Origin of the sequence: Actinoplanes aureus (assembly GCF_015704865.1) — a bacterium.
GTDB lineage: Bacteria > Actinomycetota > Actinomycetes > Mycobacteriales > Micromonosporaceae > Actinoplanes > Actinoplanes aureus.
Genome location: NZ_JADQTO010000013.1, coordinates 260,858 through 281,354 on the forward strand (window position 1 = coordinate 260,858; position 20,497 = coordinate 281,354).

The 20,497-nt window shown below is 71.7% G+C and carries 24 protein-coding genes; 9 read left to right on the forward strand and 15 right to left on the reverse strand.

What is annotated here, in order from left to right; translation table 11 throughout:
• Genes I4J89_RS27005 through I4J89_RS27035 form a run of 8 tightly spaced genes read right to left on the reverse strand, consistent with a single transcriptional unit; the run spans position 1 to position 6,313 of the window.
• On the reverse strand, positions 1-483 hold the full coding sequence (locus I4J89_RS27005; protein ID WP_196416880.1) for a hydrogenase maturation protease: 483 nt from the start codon (positions 481-483) through the stop codon (positions 1-3).
• On the reverse strand, positions 480-599 hold the full coding sequence (locus I4J89_RS51985) for a DUF6893 family small protein (RefSeq protein WP_373688160.1): 120 nt from the start codon (positions 597-599) through the stop codon (positions 480-482). Before I4J89_RS51985 ends, I4J89_RS27005 begins: the two co-directional genes overlap by 4 nt.
• Positions 596-1,810 carry a hypothetical protein gene (locus I4J89_RS27010; protein WP_196416881.1) on the reverse strand — a complete coding sequence of 405 codons (1,215 nt, stop codon included), beginning with the start codon at positions 1,808-1,810 and terminating at the stop codon, positions 596-598. The genes I4J89_RS51985 and I4J89_RS27010 overlap by 4 nt, the downstream gene beginning before the upstream one ends.
• Positions 1,807-2,448: a DUF6084 family protein gene (locus I4J89_RS27015; RefSeq protein ID WP_196416882.1), complete on the reverse strand. Its 642-nt coding sequence runs from the start codon at positions 2,446-2,448 to the stop codon at positions 1,807-1,809. The genes I4J89_RS27010 and I4J89_RS27015 overlap by 4 nt, the downstream gene beginning before the upstream one ends.
• On the reverse strand, positions 2,445-3,074 hold the full coding sequence (locus I4J89_RS27020) for a DUF5947 family protein (RefSeq protein WP_196416883.1): 630 nt from the start codon (positions 3,072-3,074) through the stop codon (positions 2,445-2,447). Before I4J89_RS27020 ends, I4J89_RS27015 begins: the two co-directional genes overlap by 4 nt.
• A complete protein-coding gene (locus I4J89_RS27025; protein WP_196416884.1) occupies positions 3,071-3,559 on the reverse strand; it encodes a NifU-related iron-sulfur-binding protein in 489 nt (162 codons plus the stop codon). The genes I4J89_RS27020 and I4J89_RS27025 overlap by 4 nt, the downstream gene beginning before the upstream one ends.
• 1 nt (position 3,560) lies before the next feature.
• Positions 3,561-5,300 (reverse strand): nickel-dependent hydrogenase large subunit, encoded by a 1,740-nt coding sequence (locus I4J89_RS27030; protein ID WP_196416885.1) that lies wholly within the window; start codon positions 5,298-5,300, stop codon positions 3,561-3,563.
• Positions 5,297-6,313: an NADH-quinone oxidoreductase subunit B family protein gene (locus I4J89_RS27035; protein ID WP_196416886.1), complete on the reverse strand. Its 1,017-nt coding sequence runs from the start codon at positions 6,311-6,313 to the stop codon at positions 5,297-5,299. Before I4J89_RS27035 ends, I4J89_RS27030 begins: the two co-directional genes overlap by 4 nt.
• Positions 6,314-6,456: 143 nt before the next feature.
• On the opposite strand from I4J89_RS27035, the gene I4J89_RS27040 reads away from it, so the two are divergent.
• Together I4J89_RS27040 and hypB are read left to right on the forward strand one after the other, a co-directional pair.
• Positions 6,457-6,786 (forward strand): hydrogenase maturation nickel metallochaperone HypA/HybF, encoded by a 330-nt coding sequence (locus I4J89_RS27040; RefSeq protein ID WP_196416887.1) that lies wholly within the window; start codon positions 6,457-6,459, stop codon positions 6,784-6,786.
• 2 nt (positions 6,787-6,788) lie between these two features.
• The gene (hypB, locus tag I4J89_RS27045) at positions 6,789-7,493 is read left to right on the forward strand and encodes a hydrogenase nickel incorporation protein HypB (RefSeq protein WP_196416888.1); all 705 of its coding nucleotides are present in this window, start codon (positions 6,789-6,791) and stop codon (positions 7,491-7,493) included.
• Here hypB and I4J89_RS27050 read toward each other — a convergent pair.
• The 3 genes from I4J89_RS27050 to I4J89_RS27060 form a co-directional block, all read right to left on the reverse strand.
• On the reverse strand, positions 7,451-8,059 hold the full coding sequence (locus I4J89_RS27050) for a hypothetical protein (RefSeq protein ID WP_196416889.1): 609 nt from the start codon (positions 8,057-8,059) through the stop codon (positions 7,451-7,453). The two genes, hypB and I4J89_RS27050, sit on opposite strands and share 43 nt — an antisense overlap.
• Before the next feature lie 237 nt (positions 8,060-8,296).
• Entirely contained in the window at positions 8,297-8,797 is a 501-nt protein-coding gene (locus tag I4J89_RS27055) for a NifU-related iron-sulfur-binding protein (RefSeq protein WP_196416890.1), read from the reverse strand.
• Positions 8,794-9,792 (reverse strand): NADH-quinone oxidoreductase subunit B family protein, encoded by a 999-nt coding sequence (locus I4J89_RS27060; RefSeq protein WP_309238492.1) that lies wholly within the window; start codon positions 9,790-9,792, stop codon positions 8,794-8,796. The genes I4J89_RS27055 and I4J89_RS27060 overlap by 4 nt, the downstream gene beginning before the upstream one ends.
• A gap of 117 nt (positions 9,793-9,909) precedes the next feature.
• On the opposite strand from I4J89_RS27060, the gene I4J89_RS27065 reads away from it, so the two are divergent.
• The 3 genes from I4J89_RS27065 to I4J89_RS27075 all read left to right on the forward strand — a co-directional run bounded on the left by I4J89_RS27065 (position 9,910) and on the right by I4J89_RS27075 (position 12,241).
• Entirely contained in the window at positions 9,910-10,485 is a 576-nt protein-coding gene (locus I4J89_RS27065; RefSeq protein WP_196416891.1) for a helix-turn-helix transcriptional regulator, read from the forward strand.
• Between the two features lie 177 nt (positions 10,486-10,662).
• A complete protein-coding gene (locus tag I4J89_RS27070; protein WP_196416892.1) occupies positions 10,663-11,124 on the forward strand; it encodes a carbohydrate-binding module family 20 domain-containing protein in 462 nt (153 codons plus the stop codon).
• A 334-nt stretch (positions 11,125-11,458) separates the two neighbouring features.
• The gene (locus tag I4J89_RS27075; RefSeq protein ID WP_196416893.1) at positions 11,459-12,241 is read left to right on the forward strand and encodes a sigma 54 modulation/S30EA ribosomal C-terminal domain-containing protein; all 783 of its coding nucleotides are present in this window, start codon (positions 11,459-11,461) and stop codon (positions 12,239-12,241) included.
• Here the strand turns inward: I4J89_RS27075 and I4J89_RS27080 are convergent.
• The 3 genes from I4J89_RS27080 to I4J89_RS27090 all read right to left on the reverse strand — a co-directional run bounded on the left by I4J89_RS27080 (position 12,215) and on the right by I4J89_RS27090 (position 14,997).
• Complete coding sequence (locus tag I4J89_RS27080) at positions 12,215-13,231, reverse strand: NAD(P)-dependent alcohol dehydrogenase (protein WP_196416894.1); 1,017 nt, start codon at positions 13,229-13,231, stop codon at positions 12,215-12,217. The two genes, I4J89_RS27075 and I4J89_RS27080, sit on opposite strands and share 27 nt — an antisense overlap.
• Before the next feature lie 63 nt (positions 13,232-13,294).
• The gene (locus I4J89_RS27085) at positions 13,295-13,948 is read right to left on the reverse strand and encodes a response regulator (RefSeq protein ID WP_304519507.1); all 654 of its coding nucleotides are present in this window, start codon (positions 13,946-13,948) and stop codon (positions 13,295-13,297) included.
• Positions 13,945-14,997: a sensor histidine kinase gene (locus I4J89_RS27090; RefSeq protein ID WP_196416895.1), complete on the reverse strand. Its 1,053-nt coding sequence runs from the start codon at positions 14,995-14,997 to the stop codon at positions 13,945-13,947. The genes I4J89_RS27085 and I4J89_RS27090 overlap by 4 nt, the downstream gene beginning before the upstream one ends.
• 60 nt (positions 14,998-15,057) lie before the next feature.
• Between I4J89_RS27090 and I4J89_RS27095 the strand changes: the two genes are divergently transcribed.
• Positions 15,058-18,120: an NACHT domain-containing protein gene (locus I4J89_RS27095; RefSeq protein ID WP_196416896.1), complete on the forward strand. Its 3,063-nt coding sequence runs from the start codon at positions 15,058-15,060 to the stop codon at positions 18,118-18,120.
• Between the two features lie 14 nt (positions 18,121-18,134).
• On the opposite strand, the gene I4J89_RS50950 is transcribed toward I4J89_RS27095, so the two are convergent.
• The gene (locus I4J89_RS50950; protein WP_255521801.1) at positions 18,135-18,269 is read right to left on the reverse strand and encodes a hypothetical protein; all 135 of its coding nucleotides are present in this window, start codon (positions 18,267-18,269) and stop codon (positions 18,135-18,137) included.
• Between the two features lie 163 nt (positions 18,270-18,432).
• Here I4J89_RS50950 and I4J89_RS27100 point away from each other — a divergent pair, with 163 nt between their 5' ends.
• From I4J89_RS27100 to I4J89_RS27110, 3 genes are all read left to right on the forward strand, one after another.
• Entirely contained in the window at positions 18,433-18,771 is a 339-nt protein-coding gene (locus I4J89_RS27100) for a YciI family protein (protein ID WP_230859679.1), read from the forward strand.
• The gene (locus I4J89_RS27105) at positions 18,768-19,088 is read left to right on the forward strand and encodes a YciI family protein (protein ID WP_196416898.1); all 321 of its coding nucleotides are present in this window, start codon (positions 18,768-18,770) and stop codon (positions 19,086-19,088) included. Before I4J89_RS27100 ends, I4J89_RS27105 begins: the two co-directional genes overlap by 4 nt.
• Before the next feature lie 86 nt (positions 19,089-19,174).
• Entirely contained in the window at positions 19,175-20,374 is a 1,200-nt protein-coding gene (locus tag I4J89_RS27110; RefSeq protein WP_373688161.1) for an RNA polymerase sigma factor, read from the forward strand.
• Positions 20,375-20,497 lie beyond the last annotated feature (123 nt).

A 20,497-nucleotide genomic window follows, 5' to 3' on the forward strand; every position in this document is an offset into this window, starting at 1 on the left:
TCACCACCTCCCGTGACCGACCAGGTCGGTCCGCGCGAGCAGGGTGCGGATCGCGGTGAGGGCCTCCGGGACGGCGGCGGCGACCGGCGGGCTCAGGCCGATGCGTTCGCTGACGTCGGCGACGCGGCAGCCGACGACGTACGCCGGCGGCACGGTCCCGCCGAGGCGTTCGACGGCGGCCAGCATCGCGACCGGGTCCATGCCGTGGGCGTCGAGCAGGCCCCCGTCGCCGGTCCGCCCGGCGCGCAGCACCACCACGGCGCCGGGCGCCTGGCCGGCCGGTGGCAGGGCGTCGACCAGGACCAGCGCGTCGTATCCGGCGAGCAGGTCGTAGGCCAGGTGCAGACCGCGGATGCCGTAGTCGCGGACCCGGACGCCGGGCGGCAGGTCCGGGGCGCCGGCGAGCCGCCGGACCACCTCCGGGCCGAAGCCGTCGTCGCCGAGGAAGAGGTTGCCGACCCCGGCGACCAGCACCCCGCTCACATCGAGCGGATCTTGAAGTAGCGGCGGATGTCGGGCAGCGACCGGATCAGCAGGACGGTGGCGTACACGGCGACGGCCGCGGTCACCGCGGTGGTGAGAACACCGACGGCTTTCATGGTGATCCTTCCGGCGTCAGTTCGTCGGGTGCGAAGTAGAAGTACCGGCCGTACCAGTCGTGCAGCTCGGCGGCCGGGTCGTCGAGCAGCACCACCGCCACGTGGGTGCCGCCGTCCACGTCCTCGACCACCGCGGTGACCCGGGCGACCCGGCCGGCGAAGAACAGGTCCTGCGCGTCGGCGCGCCGGTTGGGGCGGACCCGGACCAGGCTGTCCCGGCCGATCCGGACCCCGGCGATCACGACCGATCCGGATCCCGGGTCGCGGCGGGTGCCGTGCAGCCGGTCCAGGTCGGCGGCGGTCGCGGCGTCGCAGCGCTCGACGATCGCCGCGGCCCTCGGGTCGGTGGCGCGGGCCTCCGCCTTCTCCGCGTCGGTCATCGTCATCACGCGCAGGGTGAGCAGCTCGTCGATCTCGGTCGAGTCGTACAGCTCGCCGTTGCTCTGCTCGGCGATCCGTGGATTGTCGTACAGGATGATCGGCGAGCCCAGGACCAGGCCGGGGCTGCCGGCGAGCACCGGCCAGCAGCGGTCCTGGCGGCACCGGGCGGCCGCCGCGACGGCGTCCGGAGGCGGGTCGAGCACCGAGACAAACACCGCGTTGCAGGCTTCCAGCAGCAGGTGGGCACCGAGCAGCGAGTGGCGTACGGCCTCGTCGCGCCCGGTGACCGGATCAGGATGGGTGTTCGCCACCGCGACGGTGAGCCGGCGCAGGTCACCGTCCGGGACCGAGGTGGCCCGCACCCGCGCGCTGATCGGCCAGCGCCGCCGTACCACCCGTCCGGCCTCGGCGACGGGTTCCTCGTCGTGGCCGCCGGGGACGGTCACCTCGAACGTCATGGCGCCGTCCACCGGCACGTTCGGCAGCATGATCTCCCGCTCCACCGCCTCGTCCCAGCTCAGCAGCGTGGCGTCGCCGACCCGCAGTTCGGCGACGGCCTCCTCGGTGCCGTCCGGCCGCTTCGCGCGTACCTCCCGGGTTTGCAGTTGCAGGAAGCGCAACCGGACGGTGACCGCGAACGGGCCGCTGCCGGGCCGGACCAGGCACTGCATCGCCATCTCCGGTGGCTCCCCGGCGGACGCCAGCGGCGGGCCGAGCACGCCGAACTGCCAGCGGGAGCGGTTCTTGGCCGCGCTCGCCCGGTACGGGTAAAGCAGATACCCCTCGTAGAGGACCGCGTCGGCGACCGCCCGGGCCGCGTCCAGGCTCACGACGCCGGCCCGTCGGCCGCGGCGAGGAGCCGCTGGAACGTCTCGTCCCAGCTGGTGAGTCCGTGCCGGTCCCGGTATCCGGCGAGCCGGGTCAGCACGTCGGACCCGGCCCGCAGCCAGCCGCTGTTCGGGTAGTAGGACTCGATCATCTGCCGCCACACGGCCACCGGCATCCGGTGCCGGGCCTCGCAGCTCCACGGGATCTGCTCCACCGCGAAGCCGGTCGTGCCGGGGGTGAAGACCGTGCCGGAGAAGAGGAAGCTGAGCGGCACGGTCCCCGAGCCGAGCGCGTGCAGGTAACGGGCGCCCACCACGTCCAGGTCGTAGGTGCACGGCATCGGCAGGTCCAGGTCGGTGCGGCCGGTGAAGCCGGGCACGGTGGCCGAGCACTGCATCCACTGGAACGGCCGGACCGTGCCGGCCCAGCGGTCCGGTTCGCCGAACATGCCGCGCAGCCCCTCCTGCTCGGCCGTCTCGTAGCGGCGCAGCTGAGGTTCGACGCGGACCTGGCAGCGCAGCACGATCGCGTGGACCGCCCGGCCCTCACCGGCGTCGACACGGAGCCGGGCGGTGAGCTGCGGTGCCACCGCGTACGGCTCGGCGACCACGTCGAGCACGGTGAACCGGTATTCGTTCACGGAGTGCCGTCCTCGGTGGGTGCGGGCCGGCTGCGGGCCCGCAGCCGGGTGAAGAACGCGTCGATCGCCTCGTGCGCCTCGCGCCCGCCGTCGAAGCCGCGCCACCGGGTGCGCAGCGCGCCGACCAGCTCGTAGCAGGCGTCGACCGGCACCAGATAGCCGCCCTGGTCCGGGCGGCGGACCAGCAGCGCCTCCACGTCGGGCCGCATGGTGCGCAGCGCCGGGTGGCGGGCGACCAGGCCGTCCCACTCGGACAGCGGCAGTTCCGACTCGGTGGCACCCGCCGGACCCGGGTAGCAGGCGACCATCCGGTCCAGCGTGGAGTTGCGGAACAGGAAGGCGAGGCCCACCGGAATCTGCAGCGCGTCCCACGAGCGGTCGTCCAGGGCGGCGCCGGTGAACCGCAGGTACCGGTCCGGCACGGCGCGGTACCGCAACTGCGCGTGCTCGTCGGTGAAGAGCAGGTGGCAGGCGGTGCAACTGCACATCAGGGCGCGGCGGTTCAGGTCGACGACGTGCCGGTGCCCGGCCGGGATCGGCACGGCGCACATCTCGCAGCGCGGCGCGGCCGCAGCCGGCGGCCGGGACTGTGCGGCGCGGCGCAGCGCGCCGAGAGGGCCGGTCACGGTGTCCCTCCGGGCCGGTCGAAGAGCGCGGAGACCGGGATCAGGGGTACGGCTGAGCCCGTCTCGATCTCGATCCCGGTGAGGTCCGGGGCGGCCACCTCGACCGCGGCGCGGATCCGCTCGTCGCGGGCGGCCGCGCCACACCCGCCGCCGGTCGCCCGGAGCCGGGCCACGCCGTCCGCGGTCACCTCGATCAGCCGCACCTCGCCGCCGGCCTCGGCGAGCGCCCGCTCGATCCGGGTCTGCACGCTGTCCGGGTGCAGGTCGTGCACCAGCAGCAGGCTCGCCACCAGGTCGTCGGCGGCCAGCGCGGTGAGCACCGGGTCGGTCAGTGCGCCGTGGGCGTGCAGCAGTTCCAGCAGGCGTCGCAGGCCCGCGCCGTACAGCCCGGTCAGCAGCCGGACCAGTTCCTCGCGGTCGGGCCCGCCCGTGGCCAGGAGCGCGTCGATGCGTTCCCCGGCCGCCCGCCAGTCCTGATCCGGCATGTCACGTCCCGGTGGGGGAGTGCACCAGGTCCAGCTTCTTCCCGTCGCCCAGGTACATGTGCACCCCGCAGGGCAGGCACGGGTCGAAGCTGCGCACCGTACGCATGATGTCGATGCCCTTGAAGTCGTCCCGGTCGTTCTCCTCGAAGATCGGCTGGCCCTCGACGGCGTCCTCGTACGGCCCCGGCGTGCCGAAACTGTCCCGCGGGCTGCCGTTCCACGGCGTCGGCGGGTACGGGTGATAGTTGGCGATCTTCCCGTCCCGGATCACCATGTGGTGCGACAGGACGCCCCGCACCGCCTCGGTGAACCCGCAGCCGATCCCCTCGTCGGGCACCTCGAACGGCTCCCAGGTCTTGGTACGCCCGGCCCGGATCTCGGTGAGTGCCTTCTCCGCGAAGTGCAGAGCGCACGCGGCCGCGTACGCCTGGAAGTAGGTCCGGGCCCGGTTGCGTTCGATGGTGTTGCTCCACCGCGGGATCTTCCACTCCAGCTCGACCGGCGGCTTGAGCGCCGTCTTCGGCAGGGTGATCCGCACGCTGGACCCGGTGGACCGCACGTACCCGATGTCGACAAGTCCGGCGAGGGCGGTCACCCAGAGCCGGGCGAGCGGCCCGCCGCCGGTGTCCAGGGCCAGGTAGTCGGTGCCGTCGTACCAGCGCGGCGACATCACCCAGCTGTACTTGCCGTCCAGGTCGCGTTTCTGCGGTCGCGGGTTGGTGTGCTGGTTCCACGGGTGCCGGCGGTCCACCTTGTTGCCGAGCGGATCGTGCGTCACGAAGATCTCCTGGTCCTCCCAGTCGTCGTAGTACGACGAGCCGAGCAGGATCCGGATCCCCAGGTTGATCTCGACGAGGTCGGTGGTGATCAGCCGGTTGTCGACGACGATGCCCGGCGAGACGAACATCCTGCGGCCCCAGCCGGTCATGTCGGCGTACCGGAAGTTGCAGTGCTCCGGGTCCTGGAAGGACCCCCACGAGCCGAGCAGGACCCGCCGGTTGCCGACCTGCTCGTAGCCGGGCAGCGCCTGGTAGAAGAAGTCGAAGAGGTCGTCGTGCATCGGCACGACCTTCTTCATGAACTCGACGTAACGCATCAGCCGGCTCAGGTAGTCGGTCATCAGCTGGATCGTGGCGACCGTGCCGACACCGCCCGGATAGAGCGTGGAGGGGTGCACGTGGCGGCCCTCCATCAGGCAGAACATCTCCCGCGTCATGCGGCTGACCTGGAGCGCCTCGCGGTAGAACTCGCCGGTGAACGGGTTCAGCGAGCGCATGATGTCGCCGATGGTCCGGTAGCCGTGGTCGCCGGCGTGCGGCGCCTCGGTGCGGTTGGCCTGCTCGAGGACGCCCGGGTTGGTCTCGGCGACCATCTTCTCGCAGTAGTCCACCCCGACCAGGTTCTCCTGGAAGATGTTGTGGTCGAACATGTACTCGGCGGCCTCACCGAGGTTGACGATCCACTCGCCCAGGTGGGGCGGCTTCACCCCGTACGCCATGTTCTGCGCGTAGCAGGAGCAGGTGGCGTGGTTGTCGCCGCAGATGCCGCAGATCCGGCTGGTGATGAAGTGCGCGTCGCGCGGGTCCTTGCCCTTCATGAAGATCGAGTAGCCGCGGAAGATCGAGCTGGTGCTCTTGCACTCCGCGACGACCTTCTGCTGGAAGTCGATCTTCGTGTAGATGCCGAGGCTACCGACGATCCGGGTGATCGGGTCCCAGGCCATCTCGACCAGTTCGGTCATCGGGTCCCCGCCTTCCTGCGCCACTTCGGTTCGCGATCCAGGGTGCGCGCGGTGATGCCGCGCAGGAGCTTGACCGCCTTGCCGTAGGGGCCGACCACCCGGGTGGACAGGTGCCCGCCCGGCGGCGAGTCCATGAACGGCTGGAACTTGTCCGGGAAGCCGGGCATGGTGCAGCCGATGCAGATGCCGCCCACGTTGGGGCAGCCGCCCACCCCGTTGATCCAGCCCCGCTTCGGTACGTTGCACCGGACGACCGGACCCCAGCAGCCGAGCTTCACGATGCACTTCGGCGAGCCGTAGCCGTCGGCGAAGTCGGCCTGCTCGTAGTAGCCGGCCCGGTCGCAGCCCTCGTGCACGGTCTGCGAGAAGAGCCACGTCGGGCGCAATACGTCATCCAGGGGAATCATCGGCGCCTGGCCGGTCACCTGATAGAGCAGGTAGGTGAGCGTCTCCGACAGGTTGTCCGGCTGGATCGGGCAGCCCGGCACGCAGACGATCGGGATGCCCGCCTTCGACCGCCAGTCCCAGCCCAGGTGATCCGGTACGCCCATCGCCCCGGTCGGGTTGCCCGCCATCGCGTGGATCCCGCCGTACGTGGCACAGGTGCCCACCGCCACCACCGCCGTCGCCTTCGGAGCCAGCCGGTCCAGCCAATCGCTGGTGGTACGCGGCTGCCCGGTACCGGGATCGTTGCCGAACCCGCTCCAGTAGCCCTCCTCGTGCAGCGTCTCGTCCGGAATCGACCCCTCGACGACCAGCACGAACGGTTCCAGCTCGCCCTGCTCCGCCCGCAGGAACCAGGCCAGGAAGTCGTCCGCCCCGCCGCGCGGCCCGCACTCGAAGTCGATCAGCGGCCAGTGCACGGCGACCCGCGGCAGGCCGGGCAGCGCGCCCAGGGCGATCTCCTCGATGCTGGGCTGGGTGGCCGCGGTGAGCGCGACCGAGTCCCCGTCGCAGCTGAGGCCCGCGTTGATCCAGAGCACGTGGATCAAAGGATCTTCTGCTGGAGGCATGCTGACCGGCTCCCCGGGCTCCGCCGGACCCCCGCGGCGACGAAGTCCACACTCGATTGACCCGTGTGTGTGACGCGAGTAACAGGCTAGTCCCGGAGCGTGAGACCATGTCAATCCCCTGCCGGGCTACCGAGCGAGGGCCGATGCACGAGCTCGCCATCGCCACCGAGATCGCCGGCGCCGTCTGCGCGAAGGCCGCCGGCCGGCCGGTACGCCGTGTCACCGTCCGGGTCGGAGCGTTGACCGCGGTGGTGCCGGAGGCCATGCGGTTCTGCTTCACGCTCGCCGTCGAGGGCACCGTGGCCGACGGCGCCGACCTGGAGATCGAGCACCGGCCCGGCGCCGGGCACTGCGGCTCCTGCGGCAACGACGTCATCCTTCCCGACCTGATCCTGCTCTGCCCGTGCGGCAGCGCCGACGTCACCGTCACCTCCGGCCGGGAACTGCAGATCGTCTCCATGGAGGTGGACTGAGCATGTGCGGTACCTGCGGCTGTGACGACAAGCCCGAGGTGATCACGCTCGAGCGGAAGGTCCTCGCCCACAACGACGAGACCGCCCGGGCCAACCGGGAACGACTCGCCGCACGCGGTGTCCTCGCCGTCAACCTGATGAGCTCGCCCGGATCCGGCAAGACCACCCTGCTCGAGCGGACCATCCGTGATCTCGGACCGGACCGGCCGGTGGCGGTCGTCGAGGGCGACCAGCAGACCCCGCTCGACGCGGAGCGGATCCGGCGTACCGGCTGCCCGGTCGTGCAGATCAACACCGGGGCCGGCTGTCACCTGGACGCGGAGATGCTCGGTGCCGCCCTCGACCGGCTGGCGCCGGCCGCCGGCTCGCTGCTCTTCGTCGAGAACGTCGGCAACCTGATCTGCCCGGCCCTGTTCGACCTGGGCGAGCGGGACCGGGTCGTCATCCTCTCGGTGACCGAGGGCGCCGACAAGCCGCTCAAGTACCCGCACGCCTTCGCCGTCGCCGGCCTCGTCGTGATCAACAAGGTCGACCTGCTGCCGTACGTGGAGTTCGACGTGGCGGAGTGTCGCCGACACGTGTCAGCGGTCAACCCACGGGCCGCGGTGGTGGAGGTCTCCGCGACCCGTGGCGACAACCTGCCCGCGTGGTACGACTGGCTCCATCAGTTGAGAGCCGGCTCCGCGGGCCGGGACCACACCTCGTAGAGGTCGGTGCCGTAGGCCGTGCGCAGCACCCGCAGTACCCGGTCGGCGTGCAGGTAGCTGGAGACCTCGGCGGCGATGCGGTGCAACGCCGCCATCGGTGCGACGACCACCGGCAGGTCGCCGGTGGCGAGCATCCGCTCCACGACGAACGCGCCCTCCTGGAATCCGTTCTCGCCGGGCCACATCCGGATCTCGACCACCCGGTGCCCGGCCAGCCGGTCCCGTAACCCGGTGACGACCGCATGGTGGTCCCGGTCCGGCGGGGACGTACCCATCATCACCAGCAGGTCCTCGTGCTGGGTCTCGGCCACGTCGGCCAGCCGGGAGACCACCGGATCGCTGTCGCCGCCGGTCTCCTGATCGTGGATCACGGCTACCGTGATCTTCGAGCGGAGGCTCGCCTCGTCCTGGGTCTCCCACCAGGTGGCCTCGGGCTCGCGGATCACCATGGGCGTCAGCCCGAGAGTGGTGCGCCGGTTGCGCATGGACGGGATCCGCCAACTCGTCCACCGGCCCCGGTTTGCGGTCACGAGTTTGCGGTGCACCGAGAATCGTTGCCAGATCACGTCGTCACTCCCTTGGCGCTGACAGTCCGTGCCGGGGTGGCCGGTACGGACTCCAAGTTGCATGAGGCTCACCGAACGCCACCAGACCCAACCTTGTCCGCCCAGGTGTGGGCGGAGACAGTGGTAGTAAATGTCCCTTTTCGTGGCGGTTTCCGGCGCCCCTGGACACATGTGTCCGGTGATCGGCGGCGTTCGCTCGATCCGTGCGGGGGACTGTCGTATGACCAGGGGGGCGGCTCAGGCGATGCCCGGCCGCAAGGTCACCTGGAACAGCGGCGGGGCGGCCGACAGCCGGATCTCCACGCCGGACAGCTCTGGAGCGGCGCTGCGAACCGCCTCCGCGATCTCGGTCTGCAACGCCTCCCGAGACCCGCCGCAAGCGGATCCGGTGGTCAGCCTCAGACGCGCGACACCGGCCGCGTCCACCTCGGCGAGAACCACTTCGGCGTACGCCGAGAAGCGCTCCGCCGCCAGCCGGACGCGGGTTCCGGTGTCCCGCGGATGCAGATCGTGCACCAGCAGCAGGCTCTCGACGAGCGGGTCGGCGCAGAGTGCGGCGACCCGCTCCGGCCCGAGCAGCGCCGCGATCCGGGCCAGGCCCTCGCCGTAGAGCCGTACCAGGCAGCCGGTCAGCTCGTCGGCCACCACAGCGGCCCGCGGATCCGGGCTGCCGTGCAGTTCCCCCAGCAGTTCGTCGACGCGCCCGGCCGCGGCCCGCGCGAGGTCGTCCTGGCTCACGGTGCCGCCGCGCGGCCGGCGATCCGCAGGGTGAAGCCGCGCAGCGTACGCACCACCGGCGCGTAGTCCGCGGCCGTGGCCGGCGCTGCTCCCGCCACCGGGTCCTCCATGAACGGCATGAACTTGTCCGGGAAGCCGGGCATGGTGCAGCCGATGCAGATGCCGCCCACGTTGGGGCAGCCGCCCACCCCGTTGACCCAGCCCCGCTTGGCGACGTTGCAGCGCACCACCTGGCCCCAGCAGCCCATCTTCACCAGGCAGGAGGACGTGCCGAAGCCGAGCGCGAAGTCACTCTGGTCGTAGTAGGACGCCCGGTCGCATCCGGAGTGCACGGTCGCCTCGAACAGCCAGCGCGGGCGCAGCGACTCGTCCAGGGGAATCATCGGCGCCTGCCCGGACATCTGGTGCAGCAGATAGAGGATCGTCTCGGAGAGATTGTCCGGGTGCGTCGGACAGCCGGGTACGCAGACGATCGGCAGCCCGTCCTTGGATCTCCAATCCCAGCCCAGGTGATCCGGTACCCCCGCCGCGCCCGTCGGGTTGCCGGCCATCGCGTGCACCCCGCCGTACGCCGCGCAGGTGCCCACCGCCACCACCGCGTTCGCCCGTGGCGCCAGCCGGTCCAGCCACTCGGTCGCGGTGATCGGCTGGCTGGTACCCGGATCGTTGCCGAACCCGCTCCAGTAGCCCTCGGCCTTGTTCGTCTCGTCCGGCACCGAGCCCTCGACGATCAGCAGGAATCGGTCCAGCTCACCGCGGGCCGCCCGGTGGAACCACTCGATGAAGCTGTCCGCGCTGCCGTCCGGCCCGTTCTCGTACCCCAGGTACGGCCAGTGCAGGGCGATCGGCGGCAGTCCCGGCAGGGCGCCGAGCACCAGCTCCTCGATGCTCGGCTGGGTCGCCGCGGTCAGCGCGACGGACTCGCCGTCGCAGCTGAGGCCGCCGTTCATCCAGAGGATGTGCAGGACCTGCTCGTCCGCGCCCGGGACGTTCACGCAGCGAGCTTAGGCGCACACGCGGCGTACCGGAAAGGGCGGCTTCACCCGATCGGTGGAGTCGGATCAGCCGCCGGTTGGGCCAAACTCCCCGTATCGGGCACGGGAAGGAGCGCCATGTCGGCAGCCGCCGGCTCGGATGCGGACGAGATCGATATCCTGCCGCTCATCGTGGTCGCGCAGGCGTTCCCGGCGCGCCCGTCGTCGCTGCCGGACGTGCGCGCCTTCCTGCGCGGGAACCTCACCACGACGCCGATCTCCGAGGACGACATCCGGGCGCTCTGCGACCGGGTCGCCGAGGTGCTGCTGGACACCGCCGGCGTCAGTTCCTCGTTGCAGGTGTCGCTGCGGATCTTCCCGGACGGAGCCGAGGTCGACGTCCTCGGCGCCGCCGGCTCCTCGCCGGCTGTCCAGGAAACGGTGGCCGGGCGGGGCGGCCGGATCACCGCACCCGCGGCGCGGTCCGTCTCCCGGGAACCGGTGTCCGTGGCGATCACCGAGGAGCCGGCACTGTCGTTCGCGGCCTGGCTCGCGGCCGGCCTGCGCCGGGAAGGGCTGAGCATGGAGGCGGCCGCCCGCCGGCTCAACGTGTCGACGAAGACGATCGGGCGCTGGGTCTCGGGAGCGACCGAGCCCCGGCTGCGTGACCTGTACCGGATCCGCGAAATCTTCGGTGAACCGCCGCTTCTCTGAAAGACTTGCAAACGCTTTCAGCGGTCTCATAGCAGCCGATTGTGGCTTACTGGTGACGCGTAGACACAGGTCACGAACCCTTGAGTTGATCGACCGATACCCACCAATGTGGAGCTCGATCGATCCTTTTGCGGCCGCTGGAGCAGCAAGAGTTTTCAATCCTTGAGGGGTACAGACATGCGTACCGCACAGCACCGCACCACCGTCCGGGCCGGCGCCCTCGCGGCCGGCCTGATCGCCGGCATCCTCGGCGTCGCCGGGCCGGCCGTGGCCGCACCCGCCGCCGAGACCCCTGCCGTGACGGCCGGCGCCGCCGAGGTCGCGCCCATCGCCGCGACCTTCAACGTCGTCGCCGACTTCACGGTCTGGGGTCAGGCCGTCTACGTCGTCGGCAGCATCCCGGAGCTCGGCTCCTGGAACCCGGCCGCGGCCGTGCCGCTGACCACCAGTGGCCGCGCCTGGCCGAACTGGTACGGCAACGTGGCCCTGCCGCCGAACACCTACATCGAGTTCCAGTACATCGTGAAGAACGCCGACGGCAGCGTGGTCCGCTGGGAGAAGGGTTACCAGCAGAACCGGACCACGATCACCCCGCCGACCGGCACCTACGTCACCCACGACACCTTCGGCGGGTACTGACCGCGGGTCGCGCCGAGGGGCATGGGCGAGATGCCCCTCGGCGGCGGGGGGGGCGGCCCGGGGGGGGGGGGGGGGGGGGGGGCGCCCCCCCCCCCCCCCCCCCCACGGCCGCAACTTACCGGAAATTCCGGCGTGGGAGCGTGACCCCTTCGCGTACGGATTGCGCTAGGTAGCGTTCTGGTGACAGAGTCGTTGGGCCCGCGTCGCGATGCCCGGCCGACAACACCTTTCGAAACCAGGGCCGAACGGCCCTGTTCCGGTGCGGCGGGCAGCCGGTTCGCTGGTCACGGCGCCACCACGGCGGTGGCGTACCCCGCCCGACAAGGAACGCCGAATGTCGAATCGCAGCAGCGCCGCGGTCGCGGTCCGCGGTGCCGTCACCGTGGACGAGGCGGAGCATGTGCTCGAGGTGGTCGGTCCCGAGATCGCCGCGATCGGCCACCCGGTCGAGCAGGCCCGGGTACGCCTCACCCGATATGCGGGCCGGCACCTGCCGATGCAGGTCGTGGCGCAGGTCAACGTGGTGGTCGCGGACCGGATGGTCCGCTCCCAGCTGGCCGCCCCGACCGCCGACGAGGCCATCGACGGCGCCGCCGCCGGCCTGCGCTGGCGGCTGAACCGGCTCGGCCGCCGGCTCGCCGCCGAACTCTCCGGCGACGTGGGCCTGGTCCCCGGCGGGTGGCGGCCGGTGTACCTGCCGGCACCGGCCGGACTGCTGATCGCCCGCACCCGGCCCCGCAAGCTGGTGCGCTCCAAGTCGTGCCGCCTCGCCGTGCAGGACCCGGACACCGCCGCCTTCACCATGGAGCTGCGCGACTACCCGTTCCACCTGTTCGCCGACGACGTCACCGGTGCGGAGAGCCTGCTCTACCGGGGCGGGCCGACCGGATACCGCCTGTTGCGTACGGTGGCCGGCCCGGAACCGGTCGGCACCACCGTCCCGCTGAGCGTGCGCGCCTGGCCCGCGCCGGTGCTGCCGGTGGCCCGGGCCGTCGAGAGCCTCAACTCCACGCCGGCCCGCTCGTTCGTCTTCTTCAGCGACCCGGGCACCGGCTGCGGCCGGGTCCTCTACCGCCGCTACGACGGCGACCTAGGCCTGCTGTCCCCGTCCTGGTGAGACCATCCGCACGACGACCTTGGCCCGGGCGTGCTCCACCATCAGGTAGCGCATCGCCTCCGCGGTCTCCTCGAACTCGTACGTCCGGTCGATCACCGGAACGATCGCCTTCTCCTCGGCGAGCTCCCGCAGCGCCGCCAGCATCGCCGGGTCCCGATCGGTGGTCAGCAGCACCACCCGCTGCCGGCCGAGGCGGCCCAGCGTCTGGCCCGCGATCACCAGACCCATCGGCCCGACCAGGTACGGCCGTCCGGACCGGGCCGTCCCACCGCCGCTGAGCAGCAGCGTCCCGCCCGGTTCGAGGACACGCCGGTACGCCCGCAGCGGCCGGTTCGCCACCAGATCGAGCACGATGTCGTAGGTCCGGCCGGAGCGGCTGAAGTCCGACCTCGTGTAGTCGATGACGTGATCGGCGCCGAGCGACCGGACGAGTTCGGCGTTGCGCCCGCTGCACACCCCGGTCACCTCCGCCCCAGCCGCCTTGGCGATCTGGACCGCGAACGTGCCCACCCCGCCGGACGCCCCGTTGATCAGCACCCGGTGACCGGCCCGGACCGGCGCCAGCTCGCGCAGCCCGCGCAGCGCGGTGCCACCGGCCATCGGAAGCGTCGCCGCCTCCTCGAAAGTCAGATTGGGCGGCTTGGGCTGAGCCGCGTCCTGGGCCAGGCAGACGTACTCGGCGAACGCCCCGTCGGTGTCCCGCACGTCACCGAACACCTCGTCGCCGGGGGCGAACCGGGTCACCGAACGGCCGACCGCCTCCACCCGGCCGGCGATGTCGCTGCCGCGGATGCGCTGCCGGGGTGCCCGCCACCCGAACGAGGACCGGGCCAGCATCGGGTCGCCCCGCAGTACGTGCCAGTCCCGGGCGTTCAGGGACGCCGCGTGTACGCGTACCAGAATCTGATCGTCGGCGGGGACCGGCGTGGTCACCTCGCGCAACCGCAGGGCTTCCGTCGATCCGTAGCTGTCCTGCACGAACGCTCTCATGCCTTGATAGTGGCGATGCGGGCGTCCGTTTTCATCGGACCGGGGTACGGCCTCCGGACCCTACTAAAGTCCGGTGCGCTTCGTCTCGTACGCCCAGATGACCACCTCGACCCGGTTCCGGGCGCCGAGCTTGCCCATCAGGCTGGTGATGTGGGTCTTGACCGTGCTGAGCGTGATGTACAGCTCGGCGGCGATCTCGTTGTTGGTCCGCCCGCGCGCGACCAGGGCCAGAACCTCCTCCTCGCGCTCGGTGAGCGGATCGATCGGCTGCGGCGGCGAAGCGGCCGGCGCCGAGTGCGCGAACGCCTTCAGCAGCCGGGTGGTGATGCTCGGCGCGATGAGCGCGTCCCCGTTCGCCGCGGCCCGCACCGCCTGTGCCAGCAGCTCGGTCCCGGCGTCCTTGAGCAGGAAGCCCCGGGCGCCGGCGCGCAGCGCCGAGTACACGTATTCGTCCAGGTCGAACGTCGTGATCACGACGACCGCCAGGGGGTCGGTCACCGCCGGCCCGGCGAGCTGGCGGGTCGCCTCGATGCCGTCGATGCCGGGCATCCGGATGTCGAACAGGCACACGTCCGGGCGCATCCGGCGGGCCAGCTCCACCGCCTGCCGGCCGTCCGCCGCCTCGGCGATCACCTCGATGCCGGGCTGCGTGTTCAGCATGATGGACAGGCCGGTCCGCACGATCTCCTGGTCGTCGGCGACCAGTACGCGGATCAAACCGCGGTCCTGGGCAGCACGGCGTCGACGGTCCAGCCGCGCTCCGCGTCCGGCCCGGCCGAGCAGGTGCCGCCGAGCAGACCGGCGCGTTCGATCATGCCGGTCAGCCCGTACCCGGTGGCCGGCGTGCCCGGCGCGCCGTCGTCGCTGACCCGCAGCCGCACCGCCGTGTCGTCCGCCGTCACGCGCACCGTGATCCGGGTGGCGTTCCGGGCGTGCCTCCGCGCGTTGGTCACCGACTCCTGGGTGAGCCGGTAGAGCGTGGTGGCGACCCGCGGTGGCAGGTCGTCGATGTCGCCGCTGACCTGCACGTCCACCGGCGGGCCGGACAGTCCGTTCATCTCCGGCAGGCCCATCGGCTCCTCGCGCAGCATCCGCACCAGCGTGCGCATCTCGGTGAGCGCCCGCGACGCCTCCGTCTCGATCAGCCGCAACGCCTGCACCGCCGAGTCCGGATCGGTCCCGGCCGTCGCCAGCCCGGCCTGCGCCCGGATGGCCATCGCCGACACGTGGTGCGCCACCGTGTCGTGCAGGTCCCGGGCCAGCCGCTCCCGCTCCAGCAACTGGATCTGCTGCACGTCCCGCAGCCGGGCCCGGGCCCGGTAGCGCATCGCCAGACCGAGTGCGCCGGCGCCGAACAGGACGATCAGCCCGGCGGCCAGCTCGGTCGCGGTGATCTGCCCGAAGGCCAGGCCGAAGCCCAACCGGCCGGCCAGGACCGCCGAACCGGCCAGAATCTCCCGGCCCGAACCCCAGCGGAACAACGCGTACGGCAGCACGACCATGAAGACTTCGGCGTTGAAATCCGGACCGGGCAGAGCCGCGCACAGCCCGAACGCGATCACCACCATCAGCAGCGGCCGGGTGCGGCGCCACAGCAACGTCGGGACGGCGACCAGCGTGAAGACCGGATTGGCCGGTGTCAGCACCGCCTCGGTCAGAACGGCCGCCGTGACCACGGCGACCAGGAGCCAGTCCCGCCAGACCCGGCCGGGCGGCGGGGGAGTGGGACGCGGCTCGTCCCAGATGGGCCGCATGAGGTCGCGCATGCCCCGATCGTAGGCCTCGCGCATGCCCCGGTCGTAGGCGGAGATTCCTATAGTGTGCGGGTGCCGCAGGGACTGACGTACCAGGACGCCGTCAAACTCCTCGGTGGCTCCGGGCCGCTGCTCAGGATCGCCGACAATCTGCTGGGTGGCGCGCTCAGCGTGGCCACCGCCGGGGGCAGCGACGCCGCCCTCAGCCTCTTCGACGCGAAGGCCGAGGCGATTCGCCTCGGGCACCAGGTCTCCAGCAAGATCGCCGATCTGGTACGCGGAAACGGCCGGTACACCCGCAGCCAGCGGCTGCACGCCGCCCACGGGATCCTGGTCGTCTCCGCCTTCTTCGAAGCCCTCGACACCTGCCTCGACGCCGCCGGCCTGGAATCCGCCGGCTTCGACCGCGACGAACAGACCAGGCTGCTCACCGGCAGTGCCTGGCCCACCGGACTGCTCGCCGGGCCGCTGCCCGCGCCGAGCCCGGACCGGCCCTACGACGTGCTGCTGAGCGAGCTCCTCGTCTGGTCGGCGACGTCCGCCCGGCTCGTCGCCGGGCACCTGAGCACGGACCAGCTCGGCGAGACGCTGAGCACACAGCTGCCCGGCATCGCCGTCACCCGCTATGAGGAGAACATCCGCCGCCTCGCCGAGGAGATCCCGGAGTTCGCCATCTGGATGCGGCAGCACTCCGACCGCGCGGCCACCCGCGGCCTGGAGGCCCTCGAGAGCACCCTGCTCCGGGTCACCTCGCACCGTGATCCGGCCCGGCACCGGGCGGCTCTCGCCCGCGCCTACCGCGCCGAGCTGGGACATCCGATTCTCGGCGGTGACGCGGGCGACCTCGTGATGCCGGCGCTCGGCAGCGCGTACCTCGACCCGCGCTACCGGGTCAAACCCGGCGGACCCGGCGCCCGGCCCGCCGAGGAAAGCTGGTGGGACACCGAGCCGCGTGCCGACCTCGCCGCGTTCCTCGCCACCTACCTGACCGTTCCGCAGGCGGCTGACGCGCCCCTGCTGCTGCTCGGCCAGCCCGGCGCGGGCAAGTCGTCACTCACCAAGGTCCTCGCCGCCCGCCTGCCGCCCGCCGACTTCCTGGTCGTCCGGGTCGCGCTGCGCGACGTGCGGGCCGAGGCGGAGATCCAGGACCAGGTCGAACAGGCGCTGCGCGGCACGATCGGCGAGACCGTCGCCTGGCCGGACCTGGCCCGGGACGCCGGCGGCGCGATGCCGGTGATCCTGCTCGACGGCTTCGACGAACTGCTCCAGGCCACCGGCATCCACCAGTCCGACTACCTCCAGCGGGTGGCCGACTTCCAGCGCCGCGAGGCGGTGCTGGACCGCCCGGTGGCGGTTATGGTGACGAGCCGGATCGCCGTGGCCGACCGGGCCCGGGTACCCGGCGGCAGTCTCGTCGTCCGGCTGGAACCGTTCGACGAGCCGCAGCAGCGGCACTGGCTGGAGATCTGGACCGGTGCCAACGCCGCGCACTGGGCCGGCACCGGCCACCGCCCGCTCCGGCCGGAAGTGCTGCGCCGGTTCCGGGACCTGGCCGAACAGCCGCTCCTGCTGCTGATGCTGGCCCTCTACGACGCCACCGGCAACGCCCTTCAGGACGCCGGCGACTCGTTCGGCACCGGGCAGCTCTACGAACGGCTGTTGCGCGAGTTCGCCGCCCGCGAGGTGCACCGGGTGCACGGCGACCAGCCGGACGCCGCACTGCCCGGCCTGGTAGACGACGAACTGCTGCGGCTCTCCGTGGTCGCCTTCGCGATGTTCCACCGGCTGCGGCTGTGGGTCACCGCCGAGGAACTCGACGCCGACCTGGCCGGCCTCGGCTTGCGACCGAGCCGGGCCTCGCAGACCCAGGCGTTCCGGGCGCCGATCAGCGCCGGGCAGGAGATGGTCGGGCGCTTCTTCTTCATCCAGCGCGCCCAGGCCGTCCAGGACGATCAGACCCGGCAGACGTACGAGTTTCTGCACGCCACGTTCGGCGAATACCTGATCGCCCGTCTCGTGGTCCAGGCCCTGACGGACGCGGCCGCCCGTGCCCGGGCCCGCACCCTGCGACTCGGGCCGGCCGAGGACGACGACCTGCTCCAGTCGCTGCTCGGGTACACGCCGCTCTGCGCCTGCAACACCGTCATCCCGTTCGTCACCGAGCTGCTGAGACAGTCCGGCCCGGCGTCCGTCCGGGAATGGATCGTGGAGCGGCTGCGGGTGGCGGTGACCCGGCCGCAGTACACGCCGCGCTCCTACCAGCCGGTCGACAAGCGGATCGACCACTGGATGGCCACGTACTCGTTCAACCTCACCCTGCTGGCCCTGGCCTGCGGTCAGCCGCTGCGGGCCTCGGAGCTGTACCTGCACGCCAAGGACCCGGCCGGCTGGCTGCGCGACATGGCGCTGCAATGGCGGGCCGCGATCCCCGGCGGCATGTTCCTGGACGCCCTGGAGTACCTGGAGGTCACCCGTACCTGGGCGCCGGACGGCCGTCGTGACCTGCGGCTCGACCGCTCGGACGCCGAGGTGAGCAGCACGGTGGACCCGCTGTGGTCACACAGCTTCGGCCCTCGATGGTCATTCGGTCCGGACTCCTCGCTGGACGGCGTCAACCAGTACTTCCCGATCTACACCGCGCTCCAGTCGATGCACCTCAGCGGCGCGTTCTCGGACGACGCCCTGCGGCACGCGCTCGACCCGCTGCTCACCTGGGCGCCGGAACTGATGGTCAGCTTCGTGGCGCACGGCGACCGCGAGTACGAGTCGGTCGCGCACAGCCTGATCTCGCTGTGGCTGGCCTCCGCCATGCGCGCCGAGCCCGCGAAGCTGCTGACCGCCTACCAGCGGGCGCTGAACAGCGGCCTGGCCACCGGTTCCTCCGACACGATCACGCTGATCCTGAACTCGCTGACCAGCGACGCGCCCCGGCTCGACACAGCCGCGGTGATCACCCTGCTCGCCCGCGCCTGGTCGCGGCACGACTTCGGCACCGCCCAGCGGTTCGCGCCCTTCGTCGAATGCCTGCTGGCCGTGGCGGACCCGCAGTCACCCGGCATTGCCGTCTTGCTCCAGGATCACCCGGAACTGGGCCGGCGGGTGGCGGCCTTCCTCGACCGCCACCGCGGCGGCTGAACCACGCGTACCCCTCATCGCCGCCGGCGAGCCCGGCGGTAGCGCCGCGACACGGCGGCGGCCAGGCGGCCCATCGCGTGCTCCATCTCCCGCGTCGACCGGTCCTGCACCTCGGCGATCTGCCAGATCATGTTGGACATCGGCATCATTTCCGTGCCTCCTTCATCGGTTCTTCCGTCTTCATGAGCACGACGAAGCCGGATCGCCGAAATCGACCGCCGCCCGTTGTCGATTTCCGGGTGGGTGCCGCGTCGTCCTGGATGAGAGGCTCGATCTGGCGAGCCGGCAGGAGAGGGAGAAACCGTGCGCTACATGCTCTGGATGCTCGACGACGGCACCAGCGAGCCGTCCCCGTCGGAGATCCGCGCCATGCCCGGCTTCCAGGCCTGGGAACGGGAGCTCGCCGAACGCGGCATCGAGCACCGCGGTCAGCGGCTGCGCCCGCCGGCCGACGCGGTGACCGTACGGGTGCGCGGCGGCGAGATCCTGGTCACCGACGGCCCGTTCGCCGACACCAAGGAACACATCGGCGGCTACGAGATCCTCGACGCCGAGGACCTGGATCAGGCGATCGAGGTGGCCTCCGCCCACCCGTCGTGCCGGGTCGGCGTGGAGATCCGCCCGTTCCACGCGAAGGAGCACGGCCGATGAGATTCCTGATGCTGGTCTGCGTGGACGAGACCCTCGGTATGACCGAGGCCGACGACACGGTCGAGCAGTGGCTGGCCGAAACGGCCCGGCGCGGCGTCCGCGTCGAAGGCCACCAGCTGCGCGGTAGGGAGGACGCCACCACGGTCCGCAAGGAGGGCGCCCTGATCACCGACGGCCCGTTCGCCGACACCAAGGAGTGGATCGCCGGCTACGACGTGCTGGACGTCGCCTCCCTCGAGGAGGCGGTCGAGATCGCCTCGAAGCATCCGCTCGCCCGCTTCGGTGCCATCGAGTTGCGCCCCTTCTGGGAGGATTAGTCTAGATGACCCCCAGCGCACCGATTCCTGGCCCGGCAGGCACTGCGCCGGGCCGGGCGGGTGATCCGCCGGGCCCGGCGAGTGTTGTGGACGCGCGGGCTGCCGTGGACGCGGCGTTCCGCGTGGAGTGGGGCCGGATCGTAGCCACGCTGATCCGGCTCACGGGCGACTGGGATCTGGCCGAGGAGTGCGCCCAGGACGCGTTCACCCAGGCGCTCGGCAAGTGGCCGGCGGACGGCGTACCCCGGCGTCCTGGTGCCTGGCTGACCACCGCCGCGCGGAACCGGGCCATCGACCGGCTGCGCCGGGCGGCCTCCGAAGAGGCCCGGCTCCGTGCGGCGGCGCTGCTCGCCGTGCCCGGCGCGACCAGCGAGGAGGGCAGCGTGCCCGACGACCGGCTGCAACTGATCTTCACCTGTTGTCACCCGGCGCTGCCGCTCGACGCCCGGGTCGCGCTCACCCTGCGCACCCTGGCCGGCCTCACCACCCCGGAGATCGCCCGCGCGTTCCTGATCCCCGAGGCGACCATGGCCCAGCGCCTGGTCCGGGCGAAACGGAAGATCCGCAACGCCGGCATCCCCTACCGGGTGCCGGCCGCCCACCTGCTCCCGGAGCGCCTGGCCGGGGTGCTCGCGGTGCTGTACCTGACGTTCAACGAGGGCTATACGGCCGGCCGGGAGAACCTGGCGGACGAGGCGATCCGCCTCACCCGTGTGCTGGCCGCCCTGATGCCGGACGAACCGGAGGCGCGCGGCCTGCTGGCCCTGATGCTGCTGCACCACGCGCGGCGCGCCGCGCGCACCGACGCCTCCGGCGACCTGGTCACCCTGGGCGAGCAGGATCGCGCCCGGTGGGATCACGAGCTGATCATCGAGGGGGTACGCGTACTCGCCCGTTCCCCCGGCCGCGGCCCGTACCGGATCCAGGCCGCGATAGCCGCCTGCCACGCCACCGCGACCCGTGCCGAGGACACCGACTGGCCGCAGATCGCCGCCCTCTACGGCGAACTGGCCACCCTGACCCCGTCCCCGGTCATCGAGCTGAACCGCGCGGTCGCAATCGCCGAGGCAGACGGCCCAGCCGCCGCCCTGCCGCTGCTGGACCGCCTGTCCACCAGCCCGGAACTCACCGGCTACCACCTGCTCCCGGCCACCCGAGCCGAACTGCTGCGCCGCCTGGGCCGCACCACCGAGGCCGCCTCCGCCTACCGCACCGCCCTGGCCCAGGCCCCCACCGAAACCGAACGCCGTTTCCTGACCACGCGCCTCACCACCCTCAACGACTAGATGTGATGTCCAGCCAGGTTGTTCAACCGGGTGATGGGTGCCAGCTTGCCGATCGCGGTGTGGGGCCGGTGGTGGTTGTAGTCGTGCAGGAAGCCGGGTAGGGCAGCGCGGCGGGTTTTTTCG

Coding starts and splice junctions, on each gene's coding strand:
- I4J89_RS27075 (WP_196416893.1), top strand. CDS start 11,459: ATGTCGAATCGCAGCAGCGCCGCGGTCGCGGTCCGCGGTGCCGTCACC.
- I4J89_RS51985 (WP_373688160.1), bottom strand. CDS start 599: ATGAAAGCCGTCGGTGTTCTCACCACCGCGGTGACCGCGGCCGTCGCC.
- I4J89_RS27065 (WP_196416891.1), top strand. CDS start 9,910: ATGTCGGCAGCCGCCGGCTCGGATGCGGACGAGATCGATATCCTGCCG.
- I4J89_RS27030 (WP_196416885.1), bottom strand. CDS start 5,300: ATGACCGAACTGGTCGAGATGGCCTGGGACCCGATCACCCGGATCGTC.
- I4J89_RS27100 (WP_230859679.1), top strand. CDS start 18,433: ATGCTCTGGATGCTCGACGACGGCACCAGCGAGCCGTCCCCGTCGGAG.
- I4J89_RS27040 (WP_196416887.1), top strand. CDS start 6,457: ATGCACGAGCTCGCCATCGCCACCGAGATCGCCGGCGCCGTCTGCGCG.
- I4J89_RS27080 (WP_196416894.1), bottom strand. CDS start 13,231: ATGAGAGCGTTCGTGCAGGACAGCTACGGATCGACGGAAGCCCTGCGG.
- I4J89_RS27035 (WP_196416886.1), bottom strand. CDS start 6,313: ATGCCTCCAGCAGAAGATCCTTTGATCCACGTGCTCTGGATCAACGCG.
- I4J89_RS50950 (WP_255521801.1), bottom strand. CDS start 18,269: ATGATGCCGATGTCCAACATGATCTGGCAGATCGCCGAGGTGCAGGAC.
- I4J89_RS27090 (WP_196416895.1), bottom strand. CDS start 14,997: ATGCGCGACCTCATGCGGCCCATCTGGGACGAGCCGCGTCCCACTCCC.
- hypB (WP_196416888.1), top strand. CDS start 6,789: ATGTGCGGTACCTGCGGCTGTGACGACAAGCCCGAGGTGATCACGCTC.
- I4J89_RS27070 (WP_196416892.1), top strand. CDS start 10,663: ATGCGTACCGCACAGCACCGCACCACCGTCCGGGCCGGCGCCCTCGCG.
- I4J89_RS27025 (WP_196416884.1), bottom strand. CDS start 3,559: ATGCCGGATCAGGACTGGCGGGCGGCCGGGGAACGCATCGACGCGCTC.
- I4J89_RS27105 (WP_196416898.1), top strand. CDS start 18,768: ATGAGATTCCTGATGCTGGTCTGCGTGGACGAGACCCTCGGTATGACC.